Below are 18,245 nucleotides of genomic sequence, written 5' to 3'. Positions count from 1 at the left end.
GTTTGGAAAATGAAAGAAAACGGGAGTTTAGCAGAACATACCCGCCCGATAAAGGCAAAACGCGGCGGCGTTTTCAGACGGCCTTATCCGGCAGCCAGCCGCGCCGTTTCGCCAGCTCGATGATGGCGCGTTTGTTGGACGGGGAAAACACTTTTTCCGCCGCTTCCCGCCAGCCGAACCAGCCGTAGCGCACATGCTCCGACGGCGATAACACAATTTGGGTATCGCGGCGGATTTCGGCGGAAAAGATATGCTCGCGGTTTTCAAACACGCCCGGCGGGTAGCGGTGGCGCCAATGGTGGTAGATTTCATAGACAGTGCTGTCGTGCCAGTCGGTCAGTTGACCGTTGGCCAGCGCAATGCCGGTTTCTTCCCACACTTCGCGGCGGGCGGTGTCGGCCACGCTTTCGCCCGGCTCTTTGCTGCCGGTCACGGATTGCCAGAAATCCGGCGGCGCGGTGCGCTCAATCAAAAGGATATGGCCGTCTGAATCGTGCAGCACCACCAGCGCGGACACCGGATATTTCAAAGGTTTACTCATGCGTGCCCCACCGTATCGGCCGCATTTTCAGACGGCCTTTTTTCTTCCGCGCCCGCAGCAGCGTTGACAATGCGCACATCGCGCTGCGGATAAGGAAACTCAATGCCGTGCGCATTAAATTGTCGCCAGATTTCCAGCATGATGTCGGATTTCAAACCGCCCAAACCGTTTTCCGGATCGCCCACCCAATAGCTCAGGCTGAGGTTGATGCCGTCTGAAGCGAAATCGGTTACGGTCGCCATCGGCGCGGGATTGGCAGCGACACGGGCTTGCGCGGCGGCGGCAGCGGTCAAAACCGCCAAGGCTTCGTTCAAATCGGTCTGATACGCCACTTGAACGGGGAAGGATTGTTGCAAAGTGCGGTCGGTATAGGATTCGTTGACCACGGTAGAAGTCATAAAGGTTTCGTTGGGAATCAGCGCTTCCGTGCCGTTGGAGCCGCGCAAAACCACGAAACGCGAGGTGATTTTAATCACATTGCCGGTAAAGTTGTTAACCGTCAGGCGGTCGTTCATGCGGATGGAGCGGTCGCCCAGAATAATAAAACCGGAAATGTAGTTGCTGGCCACTTTCTGCAAGCCGAAACCGACGCCGACGCCGAGCGCGCCGCCGAATACCGACAACACGGTCAAATCAATCCCCACCATCGGCAGACCGATTAATACTGCCAACACCACCAATGCCGAGGTAATGATTTTCGACAGGATAATGCTCAAATTGGCATCCAAACGGCTGCGCTTGAGGCGGTCGCCGATAAAGCGTGCCAACCACAAAGCGCCTATCATCAAAATACCGACCCACAGCAAGCCCGTGGAAACGCTAAACAAATTCAGCTTGGCCGAGCCTATGTTGAACTGGATACCCTTCATGAAATCGGTGATGGTTTCGTCCAATTCCGATACCCACAACACAAACCCAATCCACAGCGCCCACGATACCGCCCGCTCCAGCCAATCGGAAATGCGGTTTTGCGGCAACGCGGCGTGCACAATCGCCACGGCCACGCGGATCAGAATCATCCACCGCGCCGCCAAGACCAGCAGTTGCAGCCATACAGCGGAATAACCGAAATACTGATTAGCCGCAAACAAAGCCGCGCCACCCGCCAGCAACATCAACACCGGCCACAAAATCCGCCGGCCGATGTGGTGCAGCAGCGGAAAGTGCACCCGCCGCGCCTTATACCGCGCCCCCAGCCATTGCGCCAGCCAAAACGTCAGCGCCATCAGCGCCAACGCGCCGCCCAGCTCTATCCAAGTGGATGTTTCACTGAAACTGCGCTGTAAAAAATTGGCCGTAAACGCCTGCCGCGCAAACAATCCGCTCAAAATCTCATTCATGTGTGCAATCTTTTATCATTATCAAACCGCCCTATTATATCGGCTACACCTACCGCCGTCATGGGCGCGGTCGTCATACGTACAGAGGCCGTCTGAAATGTGACAATTGTCAAAATCCTGTCACGAAAATTTGTTAAGGTAGCTTTTATTTTTGCAGCGTACAGACAAGGAGCAACACGATGGCAGAACACATTTCCTCACATTTCCATCAAGAATTGGAACAAGTCCGCACCGACGTATTGGCTATGGGCGGGCTGGTCGAGCAGCAACTGGCGCAAACGCTGGAAGCGCTGGGTAAAGACAATCAAGACGAGTTGGCGCGGGTGGTGCAGCAAGACAGCCAAATCAACGCTTTGGCCATGAAAATCGACGACGACTGCCAAACCATCCTCGTTCGCCGCCAGCCGACCGCCAGCGATTTGCGGCTGGTATTGGCGGTTACCCGTATCATCACGGATTTGGAGCGCATGGGAGACGAAATCAAAAAAATCGCCCTGCACGCCAACGGCCTGATGGTCAAACACCGCGCGACCTACAAGCAGCTCTACGACACCTGCCGCCTGCTGGAAATGACCGCCCCCATGCTGCGCACCGCGCTGGACGCATTCGCCCGCCTCGACGCCGCCGCCGTATTGCAAATCAGCGCAGCCGACAAATCGCTCGACATCGCCTACCAAAACCAATCGCGCACGCTGCTGACCTTTATGATGGAAGACCCGCACTACATCGGTATCGGCATGGAAACCATGCTGATGAACAAAGCCGCCGAACGCATCGGCGACCATGCGGAAAACATCGCCGAACACGTGGTGTATCTGGTGCGCGGTATTGATGTGCGCCATACGCCGTATGAGGAAATGAAAAAAGAGATTTAAGGCTGTCTAAACGGTAAATCGCCAAACGAGGCCGTCTGAAAATTTTCAGACGGCCTCGTTCTTCATACATGCATTCGATTACGCTACCTCAAACTTATTCCGTTTCAAACCCCACCGCAAACTCGCTTCCTTTGCCCACTTCGCTTGTAACGTCGATTTTCGTGCCGTGTACCGCCAGCGCGTGTTTGGCAATCGCCAGCCCCAAGCCCGTGCCGCCGCTGCTGCGGTTGCGTCCGGCGTCGGCGCGGTAGAAGCGTTCGGTCAGATGCGGGATGTGTTCGGCGGCAATGCCGGGGCCGCTGTCGGTCACGCTGAAACGGGCGCGGTGTCCGCCCTCGCGGGTTAGAGCGATGTGCACCGTGCCGCCCTCGGGGGTATAGCGCACGGCGTTAAACGCCAGATTGCTCAGGGCGCTGTATAACACCGGCTCAATCCCCTGAATCACAATATCCGGCGCAATATCGGTGCTGACATCATGGCGGCCGTCTGAAAGGCGGCGCGTGTCGTCGGCCAATTGTTGCGCCAGTAGGCTGAGGTTGACGGCGGTTTTGTCCTGCGCCTGATGGTGGCTGCCTTCCAGTTTGGACAAGGTCAGTAAATCGTTGAGCAAATCCAGCATGCGGCTGCCCTCCTGCCGCATAAGACCGATAAACTGCTGCCGCTGCTCCAGCGGCAAATCGGGCATGTCTTGCAGGGTTTCGAGAAAGCCGTTAATCACGGTCAGCGGCGTGCGCAATTCGTGCGAGACGTTGGCGACGAAATGGGTTTGGCTGCTTTGGATTTGCTCGATGGTGCTGACATCCTGACTGATAATCATGCGGGTGTTTTTTTCAAACGGACAACGCGTAATCAGCAGCGTGCGCGGAATCGGATGGTTTTGCGGCACAGCCAGCCGGATTTGGTCATATTCCGTTTGCGCCATAAACGCGTGAAATTCGGGCAGACGAATCAAGTTGAGCACGATACTGCCTTTATCCTGCTCGCGCTGGAGGTTGAAATGATTAGCGGAAAGACGGTTTTGCCATTCGATACGGTTGTCGCGGTCAAGTATCATCACGCCGGTGGGCAGCGATTCGGCGGCGCGGTTAAAGCGCGTCAACGCCTTGCGCAGCTTGCGCTTCTGCTTGCGGCGGGTGCGGCTTTGCGCCAATAGGGTGGAAAATACTTCGTCCCAAATCCCGGCGGCAAAAGGGACGGTTTCGGGTTCGGGATCACTCAGCCAGTTTAATAATTTATACAGTTGGCGAAAATGCAGCAGTGCAATCAGCAGCGTGACCGCCAAGGCAGCGGCCAACGCGCCGGTAATGCCGTAAAAAACGTAACCGGCGGCGGCGCAGAAGAGTATGCCGAGCAGCGGCGGGATAAGGTAGGAGAGTTTGTTCATATTGTTGGCAGCGATTAAAAACGATGGCAAGGCCGCACCACAGTCAGGCGGCGCACCCTGACAACAGCCTTATTTTTCAGACGGCCTTGCCGCCGGTTTACTCCGTGCCGAAACGATACCCGCCGCCGCGCACGGTCTGCACCAGATGTTCCAAATTGGCCTTGCCCAAGCCCTGCCGCAGGCGGCGGATGTGGACATCGACGGTGCGCTCTTCGATAAAGACATGATCGCCCCAAATCAAATCGAGCAGCTGGGCGCGGCTGTACAGGCGGTTGGGGTGCGCCATAAAGAAATGCAGGATTTTGAACTCGCTGGGATTGAGTGCCAACTCAATGCCGTCTGAAGAGGTGGCTTTGCGGTTTTCCGCGTCCAAGCGGATGCCGTGGTTTTCCAAAATCTGCCGGCTTTTCTGCGGCGCGGCGCGGCGCAGCAGGGCATTAATGCGGGCGGTCAGCTCGCGTGGGGAAAACGGTTTGGTGACATAATCGTCGGCGCCGCTGTTCAAACCCAATTCTTTATCGCCCTCCTCGCCGCGCGCGGTCAGCATAATCACGGGCAGGCTTTGCGTGCGCACGCTGCTGCGCAGGGTTTTCAGGTATTCGATACCGGATACGTCGGGCAGCATGTAATCGAGCAGCAGCAAATCGGGCAGCTCGTTTTTGAGCAGGTTTTCCGCTTCGGCCACATCGTAGGCGGTGGCGGTGCGGTAGCCGGCCGCTTCGAGATTGAAACGGATGAGGGTGGCAATAGCCGGTTCGTCTTCGACAATCAGGATATAGGCAGACATGGTTTCTCTCTTTTTTTGTCGTTTATTTTGGGCAGGCCGTCTGAAAACATGATTCGTAGGGTGGGTTTTGACCCACCATTGCCGCGATATTCAAATCACGGTGGGTTAAAACCCACCCTACGTTTGACCATGCAGACAGTTTAACCGAACTTGCCGGTGATGTAATCCTCGGTTTCTTTTTTCGCCGGTTTGGTGAACAGGTTTTTGGTGTCGCCTACTTCCACCATCTCGCCCAGATACATATAGGCGGTGATGTCCGACACGCGGGCGGCCTGCTGCATATTGTGGGTGACGATGGCGATGGTGTAATCGTGTTTCAACTCGGTGACCAGCTCTTCGATGTAGGCGGTGGAAATCGGGTCAAGCGCGGAAGTCGGCTCGTCCAAAAGCAACACTTCGGGCTTGGTGGCGATGGCGCGGGCGATACACAAACGCTGCTGCTGGCCGCCGGAGAGCGAGTTGCCGCTTTGCTTGAGCTTGTCTTTCACTTCGCCCCACAGCGCGGCTTTGTGCAGCGCCCATTCCACGCGGTCGTCCATTTCGCTGCGGCTGAGTTTTTCATACAGCTTCACGCCGAAGGCGATGTTGTCATACACCGACATCGGAAACGGCGTCGGCTTTTGGAACACCATGCCGACTTTGGCGCGCAAGAGGTTCAAATCCACGCTTTTATCCAGAATATTGCTGCCGTCGAGCAGGATTTCGCCTTCGCTGCGGTTGCCGGGATAAAGGTCATGCATGCGGTTGAACATGCGCAGCAGCGTGGATTTGCCGCAACCGGAAGGGCCGATAAAGGCGGTAACCTGTTTTTCGGGAATTTCTAAATTGATATTTTTCAAGGCGTGGAACGCGCCGTAGTAGAAATTCAGATTATTTACAGCAAGTTTGGCAGTCATCATTTTTTCCTGTCTGTTTTCAGATGGCGTTTATTTGGCCTGTTTGCCCAAATAACGCGCCAGAATATTGGTCACCAACACCGCTACCGCAATCAGCAGCGCAGCCGCCCAAGCCAGGCTGTGCCAGTCTTCATACGGGCTCATGGCAAATTGGTAAATCACGTTGGGCAGGTTGGCAATCGGCTGGTTCATATCGGTGCTGAAAAACTGGTTGTTCATGGCGGTAAACAACAGCGGCGCGGTTTCGCCGGTAATACGGGCGAAAGCCAGCAGGATACCGGTCAACACCCCCGCTTTAGCGGATTTGAGCGTTACCATCAATACCAGCTTCCATTTGGGCGCACCCAGCGCGAATGCCGCTTCGCGCAGGCTATCAGGCACCAAGCGCAACATGTTTTCCGTGGTGCGCACCACCACCGGAATCACCAGCAGCGACAAGGCCAAAGAACCCGCCCAACCGGAAAAGTGACCCTGCGTGACCACCACCAGCTCGTAAATAAACAAACCAATCACAATCGATGGCGCCGAAAGCAGAATATCATTCATAAAGCGCGTAGCCGCCGCCAGCTTGCTGTTGCGGCCGAACTCAGCCAAATAAATGCCGCACATCAAACCTATCGGCGTACCGATCAGCAAGCCGAACAGGGTAATCATCACGCTGCCGAAAATGGCGTTGCGCAAACCGCCTTCCATGCCCGGCGGCGGCGTGTCCAGCGTAAACAGATGGGTGGAAATGCCGCCCAAACCGTTGGCGAACAGGGTATAGAAAATCCAACCCAGCCAAAACAGGCCGAACGCCATCATGCAGTAGGCCAAGCCGAGATAAAAACGGTTGCGGTAGAGACGTTTGCGGTAAATACCGTTCATGATTTTTTCCCTTCCGAGCGCTGCATACGCAACAGCATGACTTTAGACAGACACAGCACCACAAAGGTGATGAAAAACAGAATCAAGCCCAGATACAGTAGGGATGAGAGGTGTATCGGATCGACCGCTTCGGCAAATTCGTTGGCCAGCGCGGAAGTAATCGACACCTCCGAATGAAACAGGCTCGGGCTGATATTAAACGCATTGCCGATAACGAAAGTCACCGCCATCGTTTCGCCCAGAGCACGCCCCAAGCCCAAAATCACGCCGCCGACCACACCGGCTTTGGTATAAGGCAAAACCACGTTGCGGATAACTTCCCACTGCGTGCCGCCCAAGCCGTAGGCCGCTTCTTTCAAGGGCTGCGGCGTGATTTCAAACACATCGCGCATTACCGAAGCGATAAACGGGATAATCATCACCGCCAGAATCAGCGAAGCGGTAAACACGCCAATCCCCATCGGTGCGCCTTGAAACAGCGAGCCGACAATGGGAACCGCGCCCAAATATTCAATCAGATAGGGTTGAACGTATTCGGCGAAAAACGGCGCAAACACAAACAAGCCCCACATACCGTAGATAATCGACGGAATCCCCGCCAGCAGCTCCACGCAAATTCCCAAAGGTTTGCGCAGCCACACGGGGCACAGCTCGGTCAGAAACACGGCAATGCCGAAGCTGACGGGCACGGCAATCAAAAGCGCGATGGCCGAAGTAACGACCGTACCGTACACCGGCGCCAGCGCACCGTATTCGCCCGCCACCGCGTCCCATTCGGACGAAGTGAAAAAGCCCAAGCCGAATTTTTCAATACTCGGCATGGCGCCAATCAGCAGCGACAGCATAATGCCGCCCAAACCGGCCAGCACCAATACGGCAAACAGCCGCGTCGAGCCGACAAACAGCATGTCCAACCGCTGTTGCAGCTTGAGCTTGGAAAGTGTGGAAGATTGCATAAGGAAAAGCCTTTGTCGTAGATAAAGGGAGAACGGCGAGGCCGTCTGAAAATGAGCATCGCGAATTTCAGCGAAGCTAAAACGTGCATTGCGAGTTTTAGCGAAGTTGAAATCACATTTGCCGTAGGTTGGGTGGCAAACCCAACATGGCCCGAGTTTAGTTGGGATTTCATCCCAACCGACACATTGCATGGACACTCAACCCATCAACACTCTTTCAGACGGCCTTTATCCGCGTTTTAACTACCCAAAACCGGCTTACCGTTTATATCCTGAATGTTTTGCCATTCTTTGCGCACCAAATCTTTCACTTCGGCCGGCAGCGGCACATAATCCAGTTTGGCAGCCGCCTCATCGCCGTTGGTATAAGCCCAGTCGAAAAATTCCAGCGCGGTTTTCGCTTTGGCGGCGTCAGCGTTTTGCTTGTGCATTAAAATAAAGGTTGCTGAAGCCAGCGGCCATGCGTTCGGGTCAGGCTGGTTGGTCAGCAGTAGGCTGAAACCTTTAACGGCAGACCAGTCCACTTTAGACGCAGCGGCAAAGGTTTCCTGAGACGGCTGCACGAAATTGCCCGCCGCATTTTTCAGCTGGATATGGCTCATGTTGTTTTGCTTGGCGTAAGCATATTCCACATAACCGATGGCGTTCGGCACGCGCGCCACATAGTTGGCCACGCCCTCGTTACCCTTGCCGCCCACGCCGCTGGAGGAAGTCGGCCATTTCACGGTATTAGCCGCGCCCACCTGGTCTTTCCATGCCGGAGAAACCTGGCTCAGGTAAGAAGTAAAGGCAAAGCTGGTGCCCGAACCGTCGGAACGGAATACTGTGGTAATCGCCGCGTCCGGCAGTTTCACATCAGGATTGAGTTCCTGAATTTTCGGGTCGTTCCACTTGGCGATTTTGCCCAAATAAATATCCGCCAGCGCTTCGCCGCTCAATTTCAACTGCCCCGCTGCCACGCCCTCGATGTTCACCACCGGCACCACGCCGCCGATAACGGTCGGAAACTGCACCAAGCCTTCCGCTTCCAGCTGCTCAGCCGACAAAGGCGAGTCGCTCGCGCCGAAATCTACGGTTTTGGCGATAATCTGTTTTACCCCGCCGGAAGAGCCGATAGACTGGTAATTAATGCGGTTGCCGCTGGCCTGTTGGAACGCGGTTGCCCACTGCACATACACCGGCTGCGGAAACGACGCGCCCGCGCCGGTCACATCCAAGCCCACCGGCTGCTGCTGGCCTTGCGCCGCCGCAGGAGACGCTGCCGCATTAGAAGATTCGGGAGCTTTCTGTTCGCCGCCACAAGCGGCCAACGCCAACACGGTTGCAATGCTGACGGCAAAAACGGATTTCTTCATGACTCTGTTCCTTTGTCGAAAATTTGTTAAGAAAAATAACGCTTGGTTAACATAGCAAAGTTTAATCGCGCCTTGTTACAGATTCATTACAGTTGTAACAAAATTTTCAGACGGCCTATCCTGTTTCCTTTAGGCCGTCTGAAAAAATCCCGCAAAACGCTGTCTCCGACAAAAATCTTAAAAATCCGCCCCTACCCTTGCTTCCCTTTTCGAATCCGGCTATAATTGCGCGTTTTCCAACCTTGCTTTCCGCTTTTCGCATGGCAGAAGGCTGTTTATGAATCCATAAGGAGATAACATGCGTCATTACGAGATCGTGTTTATCGTTCATCCTGATCAAAGCGAGCAAGTGCCCGCTATGGTTGAGCGTTACAAAACCATGATTACCGAAGCCAACGGTAAAATCCACCGCTTGGAAGACTGGGGTCGCCGCCAACTGGCTTACCCGATTAACAAAATCCACAAAGCACACTATGTTTTGATGAACATCGAAACCACTCCGGAAGTGGTTGAAGAGCTGGAAACCGCTTTCCGCTTCAACGACGCCGTTCTGCGTCACCTGACCATCAAAACCAAACACGCTGTGGCCACTCCGTCTGCCATGATGGGCGGCGAAAAATCCAAAAACCTGCTGAACGGCGGCGAAGTCGTAGAAGTTGCCGTGGTTGAAGTAGTTGAAGCAGCAGAATAAGATTTGAATAATCTTGTCCGCCTGACCGCGCGAATCGCCCAATGCGGCGTCCTGCGGTACACCCCGGCCGGCATTCCCGTTTTGGATTTATTGTTGCAACACGAATCCTGGCAGGAAGAAAACGCCCAGCAATGCCTGGTCAAATTCGAAATGCCCGCCCGGTTATTAGGCAAACAGGCTGAAGAATGGCAGTATCGCCAAGACGCCGTCATCGAAGCAGAAGGTTTTTTAGCGCAACGCAGCCAACGCTTCCCGCGTCCGATACTCCGCATACAGAACATTAAAGAATATAAAGGTTAAACGACAATGGCTCGTCAATCATTCAAACGTAGAAAATTCTGCCGTTTTACGGCTGAAAAAATCCAAGAAGTCGATTACAAACAAGTAGATTTGCTCAAAGACTTCATCTCTGAAAACGGCAAAATCATCCCTGCCCGCATTACCGGCACTAAAGCCCACTACCAACGCCAACTGGCGGTTGCTGTGAAACGTGCCCGTTTCCTGGCGCTGTTGCCTTACACCGACCAACACAAATAATTGGAGCTTAAATCATGCAAATTATTCTGTTAGAAAAAATCGGCGGTTTGGGTAACTTGGGCGACATCGTTACCGTGAAAAACGGCTACGCCCGCAACTTCCTGATTCCGACCGGTAAAGCCAAACGCGCTACCGAAGCGAACATGAAAGAATTCGAAGCACGCCGTGCCGAATTGGAAGCCCGTCAAGCCGAAATCTTGGCCGACGCTCAAGCCCGCCAAGAAAAACTGGACGGCCAAACCGTTACCGTGGCACAAAAAGCCGGTGTGGACGGCCGCCTGTTCGGTTCTGTAACCAATGCCGACATCGCCGATGCCATCATCGCCGCCGGTATCCAAGCCCTGAAATCCAACGTACGTCTGCCGAACGGCCCGCTGAAAGCTGTTGGCGAATACGAAGTGGAAGTGGCGTTGCATACTGACGCCGTTGCCAAAATTACTGTTGCAGTGATTGCCGCTGCCGAGTAATTGACCCGATAAAAGGCCGTCTGAAAAAGTATTTGCTTTTCAGACGGCCTTTTATTTACCGATTCTATTTGGAAGCGCAACTCCGTCTGCCTGATTACCCCGGCGGCGGCTTATGCTATACTCCTCCCGTTTAACCCATACACAAGGAAACCCTCATGGCAGACTTCAATAAAATCCTGACGCCCGGCGATGTTGACGGCGGTATCATCAATGTTGTCAACGAAATCCCGCAAGGCAGCAACCATAAAATCGAATGGAACCGCAAATTGGCAGCCTTCCAACTCGACCGCGTCGAACCCGCCATTTTTGCCAAACCGACTAACTACGGTTTCATTCCGCAAACCCTGGATGAAGACGGCGACGAGTTGGATGTATTGCTGGTTACCGAACAGCCCTTGGCGACCGGCGTATTCTTGGAAGCCAAAGTCATCGGCGTGATGAAATTCGTTGACGACGGCGAAGTGGACGACAAAATCGTCTGTGTACCGGCCGATGACCGCAACAACGGCAATGCCTACAACAGCTTGGCCGACCTGCCGCAGCAATTAATCAAACAAATCGAATTCCACTTCAACCACTATAAAGACCTGAAAAAAGCAGGTACGACCCAAGTCACCAAATGGGGCGATGTAGCGGAAGCCAAAGAAGTGATTAAAGAATCCATCGAGCGTTGGAACAAACAGGCTTAATTTCCCCCGCCTGAACACAAATGCCGTCTGAAATTTCAGACGGCATTTTGATTATCCGCTTACCAATCCGCCCTACCTGCCATCTCATCCGTTGCCTGCACCAAAGCCGCCGCCAGCGCAGTATCAAACGACGAATGGCCGCCCTGTATCACACGCAACTCGGCCTGCGGTAAAGCGTTCGCCAACTCCCACGCGCTCTGCATGGGCGTACACAAATCATAGCGCCCCTGCACGATAACAGTCGGAATATGCCGGATTTTCGCGGCATTCGCCAAAATCGCCCGTTCGCCCTGCAACCAGCCGCCGTTGACGAAATAATGGTTTTCAATGCTTGCAATCGCCAAAGCTTCCTGCGCATTTTCATCTACTTCCTGCGGCTCGAAGTGCACCAGATAGCTTTCCCAATCCGCCCACGCTTTCGCCGCCTTCAGACGGCCTTGCTCATCGTCGCCGAACAGCAATTCATGATACGCAGATACCATTTGCCCGCGTTTTTGCGGCGCAACCGGCTCTAAATAGCGCTGCCATTGCTGCGGATAAATCTGACTGACGCCGCTACCCAATTCATACAGCCAATCAATTTCAGACGGCCTGCATAAGAAAATCCCGCGCAACACCAGCCCCGCCACGCGCTGCGGATGGCTTTGCGCATACGCCAGCGCCAGCGTGCTGCCCCACGAGCCGCCGAACACCAGCCATTTTTCAATCCCCAACATCGTGCGCACCGCCTCGATATCGGCGACCAAATCCCAAGTGGTATTTTCTTCCACGCAGGCAAAGGGGCGCGAGCGGCCGCAGCCGCGCTGGTCGATAATCACAATCTGATATACCTCGGGATTGAAAAAGCCACGGCATTCCGGCGATGCCCCCGCACCCGGCCCGCCGTGCAGAAAAATTACCGGCAAGCCGTCGGGATTGCCGGACTCTTCCCAGTAAATCTGATGAACATCGGAAACGCGCAAAAGACCGCTGCGCAGCGGTTCGACTATCGGGTACATCTTCACACTCCGCCCTATTATTAAAACAAAATGATTGTACCACCGCCGTAACGGTTTCAGACGGCCGCAAAGCGTTGTACAATCATTATTCATATATTCATTGATTCGATTGCAGGAGCAACCATGAAATCCAAGCAAGCCATCCCTACCCAACCGCAAGGCGAACTGCTGCTGCGCACCGTGGCCATGCCCGGCGACACCAACCCCAATCAGGATATTTTCGGCGGCTGGATTATGTCGCAGATGGATTTGGGCGGCGGCATTTTGGCGGCGGAAATCGCGCAAGGGCGGATTGTGACCGTGGCCGTGCAGGAAATGAGCTTTATCCGGCCGGTAAAAGTCGGCAATGTCGTCTGCTGCCACGGCCGCTGCGTGCATGTCGGCAACACCTCTTTACAACTGAAAATCGAAGTCTGGATTAAACCGCTGATGAACGACCACCTGACCGACGAGCGTCTGCTGGTAACCGAAGCCGTGTTTACCTACGTCGCCATCGACGAAAACGGCAATCCGCGCCCGATTCCGAAAGAGAATAATCCCAAACTGACAGATTATTTTGCAGCGCAGGCAGTCTGAAAATAGGATCACAAAGAAAGCAAACCATGAACCGCAACACACTATTCGACGGCATTGCCAAGCGCTACGGCACGCTGCCCGATTACCCGTGGGCAAAGTTCCCCGAATACGCTGTGTTCCGCCATACCGACGGCAAGCGCAAATGGTTTGCCGTGTATATGCCGGTCGCGGCGGAGAAACTCGGTTTGCACAGCGGCGGAACTGTGGCCGTGCTCAACCTCAAATGCCCGCCCGAAACCGTCGGCTCGCTGCGCCAAATCAGCGGCATTCTGCCTGCCTATCATATGAATAAAGCGCATTGGGTTAGCGTAATGGTGGAAACCGTTGATGATGATTTGCTGTGGTACTTGCTGGATAACAGCCATAGCCTGACGTATTGAGGATAAGGTGTGCGGCACAGCCATGCACCTTATCCATTATTTTTCAGACGGCCTTCCCCGCCAAAATCTTCGCCCGCACCTGGTCGAATATCCAGTTGAACGCCAGCGAATACACCACAATCAGCAGCGTCAGCCCCATATCCGCCAGCAGCGCCTGCCACCAATCCAAACCGAGAAAATACATCACCACCGGCACGGTAAACAGCAACAGGCCGCCTTCAAACGCCAGCGTCTGCAACAGGCGCACGCCCCAGCCGCGCCGTTCGCGCCGTCCGGTAAAAATCTTGTCGAAGCCCCAGTTGAAGGCAAAATTCCATGCCATTGCCAGCAGCGAAATCACCACATTCATCGCCATCGCCGAACCTGCGCCCTCATGCCCCAGCAGCAACACCGCCAGCGTGCCGACGATGACCGCGCCGAGTTCAAACAGCAGCATATGCAGGATACGTTCTTTTAAGGTCATGACTTTTTCCCATGAAAACAAATCCGCGCCATTATAGCCGTTTGCGGCAAAAAAAGGCCGTCTGAAACCGTATTTCACGGTTTCAGACGGCTTAACGCTGCCATCTAAAATCAAGAAACTAAGAGCCAATCACTCCACCGTCGTTTTTGGTAATCACCACCGTGGCCGCACGCGGGCGGCCGCCGCTTGCGCCGTCCGGCCATGAGGATACCGCTTTGGGATTGGCGGGATCACTGTCGCCCTCGCGCGGTTCGCCCGGGTGCTGGATGTTGACGAACAGGGTTTTATTGTCGGGCGTGAACGCGATACCGGTGATTTCGCTGCCGTTCGGCCCGGTCAGGAAACGGCGGTATTCGCCCGTGCCCAAGACCGTGGCCACCATCTGGTTGTTGCCCATGCCGTCGTATTCTTTGATGTTGGTGGTGGAGGAAGACACGTCGGTCTGTATCCACAACACGCCGCGCGGGTCAAACGATAATCCGTCGGGGCTGCCGAAAGCGTCGTCCTTGATATTGCCGCGATGTTCGGCTTTAGGCGCGTCTTTATTGCCTGCCAGCACCAGAATATCCCAAGCAAAGGCCGTCTGAACGCCGTCGCCGTTTTGCTCCTGCCAGTGGATGATGTGGCCGAAACGGTTGTTTGCACGCGGGTTGGCGGCGTCGGGGGCGGCTTTGCCCTCTTTGCCGCGGTCGTTGTTGTTGGTGAGGGTGCAATACAGGCTGCCTTGGGCGTTGGGGTCGGAAGTAATCCACTCGGGGCGGTCCATTTTGGTCGCGCCCAACTTGTCAGCGGCCAGGCGGGTTTTCACCAATACTTCGCCTTGGTCGGCAAAACCGTTGGCGGCGGTGAGGCCATTTTGCCCGTGCACCAGCGGCAGCCAGTCGCCGCTGCCGTCGGCATTGAAGCGGGCGACGTAAAGCGTGCCTTCTTCCAACAGGCGCATATTGTGGGCGCGGTGTTGGTTGCCCGGGCGGTATTTTTCTTTGGAAACAAATTTGTAGATGTATTCGAATTTTTGGTCGTCGCCCATATACACTGCCACTTGGCCGCCCGGTGTAACGGTCACATGCGCGCCTTCGTGTTTGATACGCCCCAAAGCGGTGTGTTTGCGCGGCATGGATTTGGGGTTGAAGGGGTCGATTTCCACCACCCAGCCGAAGCGGTGCGGCTCATTGGGATTGGCTTGGGTGTTGAAACGCTCGTCCACGGTGCTCCACAGATAGCCGTCTTCCTCTTTACCTATGCCGTAGCGCTTTTCCAGCAGCGTGATGTTGCCGCTCGGATTAGTGAAAATATCGCTCCAGTTTTCTTCGCAGGTCAGGTAAGTGCCCCACGGCGTTTGGCCGTTGGCGCAGTTTTGCATCGTGCCGAGCACGCGCTCGCCGCACGAATCAGCGCGGGTTTTCATCAGCGCATGGCCGCGAGCCGGGCCGGTAATGCCCATCGGCGTGTTCACGGTAATACGGAGGGCAAATTCAGACGGCCTCACCACCTGCCAGCCGTTTGCACCCTGCTTCACTTCAATCACCGACACGCCCATCGCGTTCTGCCCTTTGCGCGCCTTGTTCAAATCCCAATTTTCCTTGCCGTCGGCAAACAGCAGACCGTTGTCGATGTATTCATGGTTCATCGCCAGCAGGCCGTGGCTGCTGGTCTGGCTGCCCAAGGGCAGCGGGAAAAATGCCATGCCGTCATGGTGCATACCCGCCTGATAGCTCTGCTCCAGCGTAGTATTGGACGCGTCGGCTTTAAATGCCGGCATTTTGCCCGCTATCCCTACCGGATCGCCCCATTTGTAAAACGCCCGTGCGGTATAGCCCGGCGGAACAACCACCGTATCCTGCGTTGAAAACGGCACGGATTGGAAACCCAGCGACAACCCGCCGCCAGCTCCCTTGCCCACCGCTGCCTGCGCTTCGCGGCTGCCGAGCAAAGACAGCGGCACGGCGGCCACCACGCCCAATGCGCCGCCGCTTTGCAGCAGACGGCGGCGCGACAAATTGATGTCCATCACTTTGGAAAACGCGGCATTGTCGCTTGGATTGCTGACTTCATCGGCGTGGCTGTTTTTAATTAAATGATTGTGCAGGGGTTTGCCCATTTTTCGTGTTCCTTTGTCGGTTTTAGCATGGTTTGGGCAAAGTATAGGAAAGAAAGATGACAGGTTTATTTCAGACGGCCTAAGCGTCATTCGGCGCACACGCTACATTCCCGTTATCCGCTTCAATCGGTTTATTTACTTATTTTTTACCTATACTGCCATACAAAAATGCCGTCTGAAAACCCTAAAGATTTTCAGACGGCATTGTATTCAAACTGCTAATACAACAGATTAGCCCTCAACCGGAATAATCCCGATTTTGGCCTGCCATTGTTTCGGCGCGATGGCGTGGATGGATTTGCCGTCGCTATCGACAGCCACGGTAACCGGCATGTCTTTGACTTCAAATTCGTAAATCGCTTCCATACCCAATTCCCGGAACGCCAATACTTTAGACGATTTAATCGCTTTGGCAACCAAATAAGCTGCGCCGCCGACGGCCATCAGGTACACGGCTTTGTTATCGGCAATGGCCTCGCAAGTAGCCGCGCCGCGTTCGGATTTGCCAATCATGCCCAGCAAGCCGGTTTGTTCCAACATTTGACGGGTAAATTTGTCCATGCGGGTCGCGGTGGTCGGGCCGGCAGGGCCGACTACTTCATCACCGACCGGGTCAACCGGGCCGACGTAGTAAATCAGGCGGTTGGTAAAGTCAACCGGCAATTCTTCGCCTTTGTTGAGCATGTCAATCAAGCGTTTGTGGGCGGCGTCGCGACCGGTCAGGATTTTACCGTTGAGCAACAAGACATCGCCGGTTTTCCAAGTGGCGACTTCTTCTTTGGTCAGATTATTCACATCTACACGTTTGCCATTGTCCGGGCTGTAGGTAATGTCCGGCCAATCTTCCAGACTCGGCGGGGTCAGCTCAACCGGACCGCTGCCATCAAGTTCAAACTCAACGTGGCGGGTGGCGGCGCAGTTGGGAATCATGGCAACCGGTTTGGAAGCGGCGTGGGTCGGGTAATCCAAGATTTTCACGTCCAACACGGTAGTCAGACCGCCCAAACCTTGCGCACCGATACCCAGCGCGTTGACTTTTTCAAACAGCTCCAAACGCAGGGCTTCTACGGTAGAAAGTTCCGCGCCGGAAGCGGCTTTGGCTTGCAGCTCATGAATATCGACGTGGCTCATCAGCGATTCTTTGGCCATCAGCACGGCTTTTTCCGGCGTGCCGCCGATACCGATACCCAAAATGCCCGGCGGACACCAGCCCGCGCCCATGGTCGGGATGGTTTTGATGACCCAATCGACAATGCTGTCGGACGGGTTCAACATCGCTAGTTTGGATTTGTTTTCCGAACCGCCGCCTTTGGCCGCGCAGGTCACTTCTACTTTGTCGCCCGGCACAATGCTCATGTGAATCACAGCGGGCGTGTTGTCTTTGGTATTTTGGCGTTTGCCGGCAGGATCGGCCAATACGGACGCACGCAGGGTGTTGCCTTCCCAAGTGTAGGCACGGCGCACGCCTTCGTTAACCATTTCTTCCACGCTCATGTCGGCGTCCCACTGCACGTTCATGCCGACTTTCAAAAACACGGTGGCAATGCCGGTATCTTGGCAAATCGGGCGGTGGCCTTCGGCGCACATGCGGCTGTTGACCAAAATCTGGGTCATTGCGTCTTTGGCGGCCGGATTTTCTTCCTTCTGCCACGCTTCATACAGCGCGTCGATGTAGTCTTTGGGGTGGTAGTAGCTGATGAATTGGAAAGCATCGCAAATGCTGCGGATGAAATCCTCTTGCTTGATTACGGTCATGGTGGTTCCTTATTTTCAGGTTTTCTAAGGTTGGTTTGCTCGTATTCGTTTTCTTTTGGATAGGCCGTCTGAAATCTATATCTGTCTAGATGGCCTGCCGACAGGCCGTATCATGCGGTTTTTGCGCACAAAAGCAAACCTGTCATTTGCTAATTTTTTGATTTTTCGGCAGTTTGATAACCCACTGCCTCGCTGGGTTTTTGAGAACGGTAGTTCTTTACATTTCCAATAAGAAACAATATTACAAATTAGCACCACCGTTTACTCTGCCTGCGGTATCTATGCCGTCTGAAACATGAGAAACATTATCAACATCATCATGAATACAAACATTATTTTGCTTTTCGGACGGCCTGATGCAATAGAACAACAAACTACACAAATGTAAAAAGGCTGTCATCTTTTTACAGACTATTTTTGATTAAAATCAAGTTTGCTTTATTTTTTGAAATTTTCCAACACCAACGATTATTGCCGCAGAAACCATCATTTCCCCTTTAAAATACAGTTAATTAAGAAATAATTCCTTGATTATAATAATGAAATTTATTCTCAACTTTTATTTCAATTTGTGAAATATCCCCAAA

General features: G+C 54.2%; 20 protein-coding genes. 8 read left to right on the top strand and 12 right to left on the bottom strand.

Translation table 11 applies throughout. The features are described from left to right. Positions 1-73: 73 nt before the first annotated feature. Both nudB and J2T37_RS01950 read right to left on the bottom strand, forming a co-directional pair. Positions 74-541, bottom strand: a complete 468-nt coding sequence (gene nudB / locus J2T37_RS01955; RefSeq protein WP_253353519.1) for a dihydroneopterin triphosphate diphosphatase — start codon at positions 539-541, stop codon at positions 74-76. Further along, entirely contained in the window at positions 538-1,881 is a 1,344-nt protein-coding gene (locus J2T37_RS01950) for a mechanosensitive ion channel family protein (RefSeq protein WP_253353518.1), read from the bottom strand. Before J2T37_RS01950 ends, nudB begins: the two co-directional genes overlap by 4 nt. A 179-nt stretch (positions 1,882-2,060) precedes the next feature. On the opposite strand from J2T37_RS01950, the gene phoU reads away from it, so the two are divergent. After that, the gene (phoU, locus tag J2T37_RS01945; RefSeq protein ID WP_253353517.1) at positions 2,061-2,756 is read left to right on the top strand and encodes a phosphate signaling complex protein PhoU; all 696 of its coding nucleotides are present in this window, start codon (positions 2,061-2,063) and stop codon (positions 2,754-2,756) included. A gap of 94 nt (positions 2,757-2,850) precedes the next feature. On the opposite strand, the gene phoR is transcribed toward phoU, so the two are convergent. The 6 genes from phoR to pstS all read right to left on the bottom strand — a co-directional run bounded on the left by phoR (position 2,851) and on the right by pstS (position 9,001). Beyond that, positions 2,851-4,140 (bottom strand): phosphate regulon sensor histidine kinase PhoR, encoded by a 1,290-nt coding sequence (gene phoR / locus J2T37_RS01940; protein ID WP_253353516.1) that lies wholly within the window; start codon positions 4,138-4,140, stop codon positions 2,851-2,853. Between the two features lie 97 nt (positions 4,141-4,237). Next, entirely contained in the window at positions 4,238-4,927 is a 690-nt protein-coding gene (phoB, locus tag J2T37_RS01935) for a phosphate regulon transcriptional regulator PhoB (protein WP_253353515.1), read from the bottom strand. A gap of 140 nt (positions 4,928-5,067) precedes the next feature. Next, positions 5,068-5,823, bottom strand: coding sequence for a phosphate ABC transporter ATP-binding protein PstB (gene pstB / locus J2T37_RS01930; protein ID WP_253353514.1), 756 nt, complete (start codon positions 5,821-5,823; stop codon positions 5,068-5,070). Positions 5,824-5,853: 30 nt separating this feature from the next. Further along, on the bottom strand, positions 5,854-6,690 hold the full coding sequence (gene pstA, locus J2T37_RS01925) for a phosphate ABC transporter permease PstA (protein ID WP_253353513.1): 837 nt from the start codon (positions 6,688-6,690) through the stop codon (positions 5,854-5,856). Then, positions 6,687-7,646: a phosphate ABC transporter permease subunit PstC gene (gene pstC, locus J2T37_RS01920; RefSeq protein ID WP_253353512.1), complete on the bottom strand. Its 960-nt coding sequence runs from the start codon at positions 7,644-7,646 to the stop codon at positions 6,687-6,689. The genes pstA and pstC overlap by 4 nt, the downstream gene beginning before the upstream one ends. Before the next feature lie 239 nt (positions 7,647-7,885). Further along, positions 7,886-9,001 (bottom strand): phosphate ABC transporter substrate-binding protein PstS, encoded by a 1,116-nt coding sequence (gene pstS, locus J2T37_RS01915; RefSeq protein ID WP_253353511.1) that lies wholly within the window; start codon positions 8,999-9,001, stop codon positions 7,886-7,888. Between the two features lie 298 nt (positions 9,002-9,299). On the opposite strand from pstS, the gene rpsF reads away from it, so the two are divergent. From rpsF to J2T37_RS01890, 5 genes are all read left to right on the top strand, one after another. Beyond that, complete coding sequence (gene rpsF, locus J2T37_RS01910) at positions 9,300-9,692, top strand: 30S ribosomal protein S6 (protein ID WP_253353510.1); 393 nt, start codon at positions 9,300-9,302, stop codon at positions 9,690-9,692. Positions 9,693-9,695: 3 nt separating this feature from the next. Then, positions 9,696-9,992, top strand: a complete 297-nt coding sequence (priB, locus tag J2T37_RS01905; RefSeq protein WP_253353509.1) for a primosomal replication protein N — start codon at positions 9,696-9,698, stop codon at positions 9,990-9,992. 6 nt (positions 9,993-9,998) lie between these two features. After that, complete coding sequence (gene rpsR, locus J2T37_RS01900; RefSeq protein ID WP_054599043.1) at positions 9,999-10,229, top strand: 30S ribosomal protein S18; 231 nt, start codon at positions 9,999-10,001, stop codon at positions 10,227-10,229. A 14-nt stretch (positions 10,230-10,243) separates the two neighbouring features. Then, a complete protein-coding gene (gene rplI / locus J2T37_RS01895; RefSeq protein ID WP_253353508.1) occupies positions 10,244-10,696 on the top strand; it encodes a 50S ribosomal protein L9 in 453 nt (150 codons plus the stop codon). 155 nt (positions 10,697-10,851) lie between these two features. Then, complete coding sequence (locus tag J2T37_RS01890; protein ID WP_253353507.1) at positions 10,852-11,385, top strand: inorganic diphosphatase; 534 nt, start codon at positions 10,852-10,854, stop codon at positions 11,383-11,385. 59 nt (positions 11,386-11,444) lie between these two features. On the opposite strand, the gene pip is transcribed toward J2T37_RS01890, so the two are convergent. Beyond that, the gene (gene pip / locus J2T37_RS01885) at positions 11,445-12,383 is read right to left on the bottom strand and encodes a prolyl aminopeptidase (RefSeq protein ID WP_253353506.1); all 939 of its coding nucleotides are present in this window, start codon (positions 12,381-12,383) and stop codon (positions 11,445-11,447) included. A gap of 123 nt (positions 12,384-12,506) precedes the next feature. Between pip and yciA the strand changes: the two genes are divergently transcribed. Beyond that, positions 12,507-12,959: an acyl-CoA thioester hydrolase YciA gene (yciA, locus tag J2T37_RS01880; protein WP_253353505.1), complete on the top strand. Its 453-nt coding sequence runs from the start codon at positions 12,507-12,509 to the stop codon at positions 12,957-12,959. Between the two features lie 26 nt (positions 12,960-12,985). Continuing rightward, positions 12,986-13,339 carry an MmcQ/YjbR family DNA-binding protein gene (locus J2T37_RS01875; protein WP_253353504.1) on the top strand — a complete coding sequence of 118 codons (354 nt, stop codon included), beginning with the start codon at positions 12,986-12,988 and terminating at the stop codon, positions 13,337-13,339. A 43-nt stretch (positions 13,340-13,382) separates the two neighbouring features. Here the strand turns inward: J2T37_RS01875 and J2T37_RS01870 are convergent, their stop codons facing one another. The 3 genes from J2T37_RS01870 to J2T37_RS01860 form a co-directional block, all read right to left on the bottom strand. Continuing rightward, the gene (locus J2T37_RS01870; RefSeq protein WP_253353503.1) at positions 13,383-13,931 is read right to left on the bottom strand and encodes a PACE efflux transporter; all 549 of its coding nucleotides are present in this window, start codon (positions 13,929-13,931) and stop codon (positions 13,383-13,385) included. Continuing rightward, on the bottom strand, positions 13,921-15,903 hold the full coding sequence (locus tag J2T37_RS01865) for a PhoX family protein (RefSeq protein ID WP_253353502.1): 1,983 nt from the start codon (positions 15,901-15,903) through the stop codon (positions 13,921-13,923). Before J2T37_RS01865 ends, J2T37_RS01870 begins: the two co-directional genes overlap by 11 nt. Positions 15,904-16,134: 231 nt before the next feature. Continuing rightward, entirely contained in the window at positions 16,135-17,658 is a 1,524-nt protein-coding gene (locus J2T37_RS01860; RefSeq protein WP_253353501.1) for a fumarate hydratase, read from the bottom strand. Between the last annotated feature and the right edge of the window lie 587 nt (positions 17,659-18,245).

The sequence above is a fragment of the Neisseria perflava genome (assembly GCF_024170405.1).
Lineage (GTDB): Bacteria > Pseudomonadota > Gammaproteobacteria > Burkholderiales > Neisseriaceae > Neisseria > Neisseria perflava_B.
This window is presented reverse-complemented; position numbering and strand designations above follow the sequence as displayed.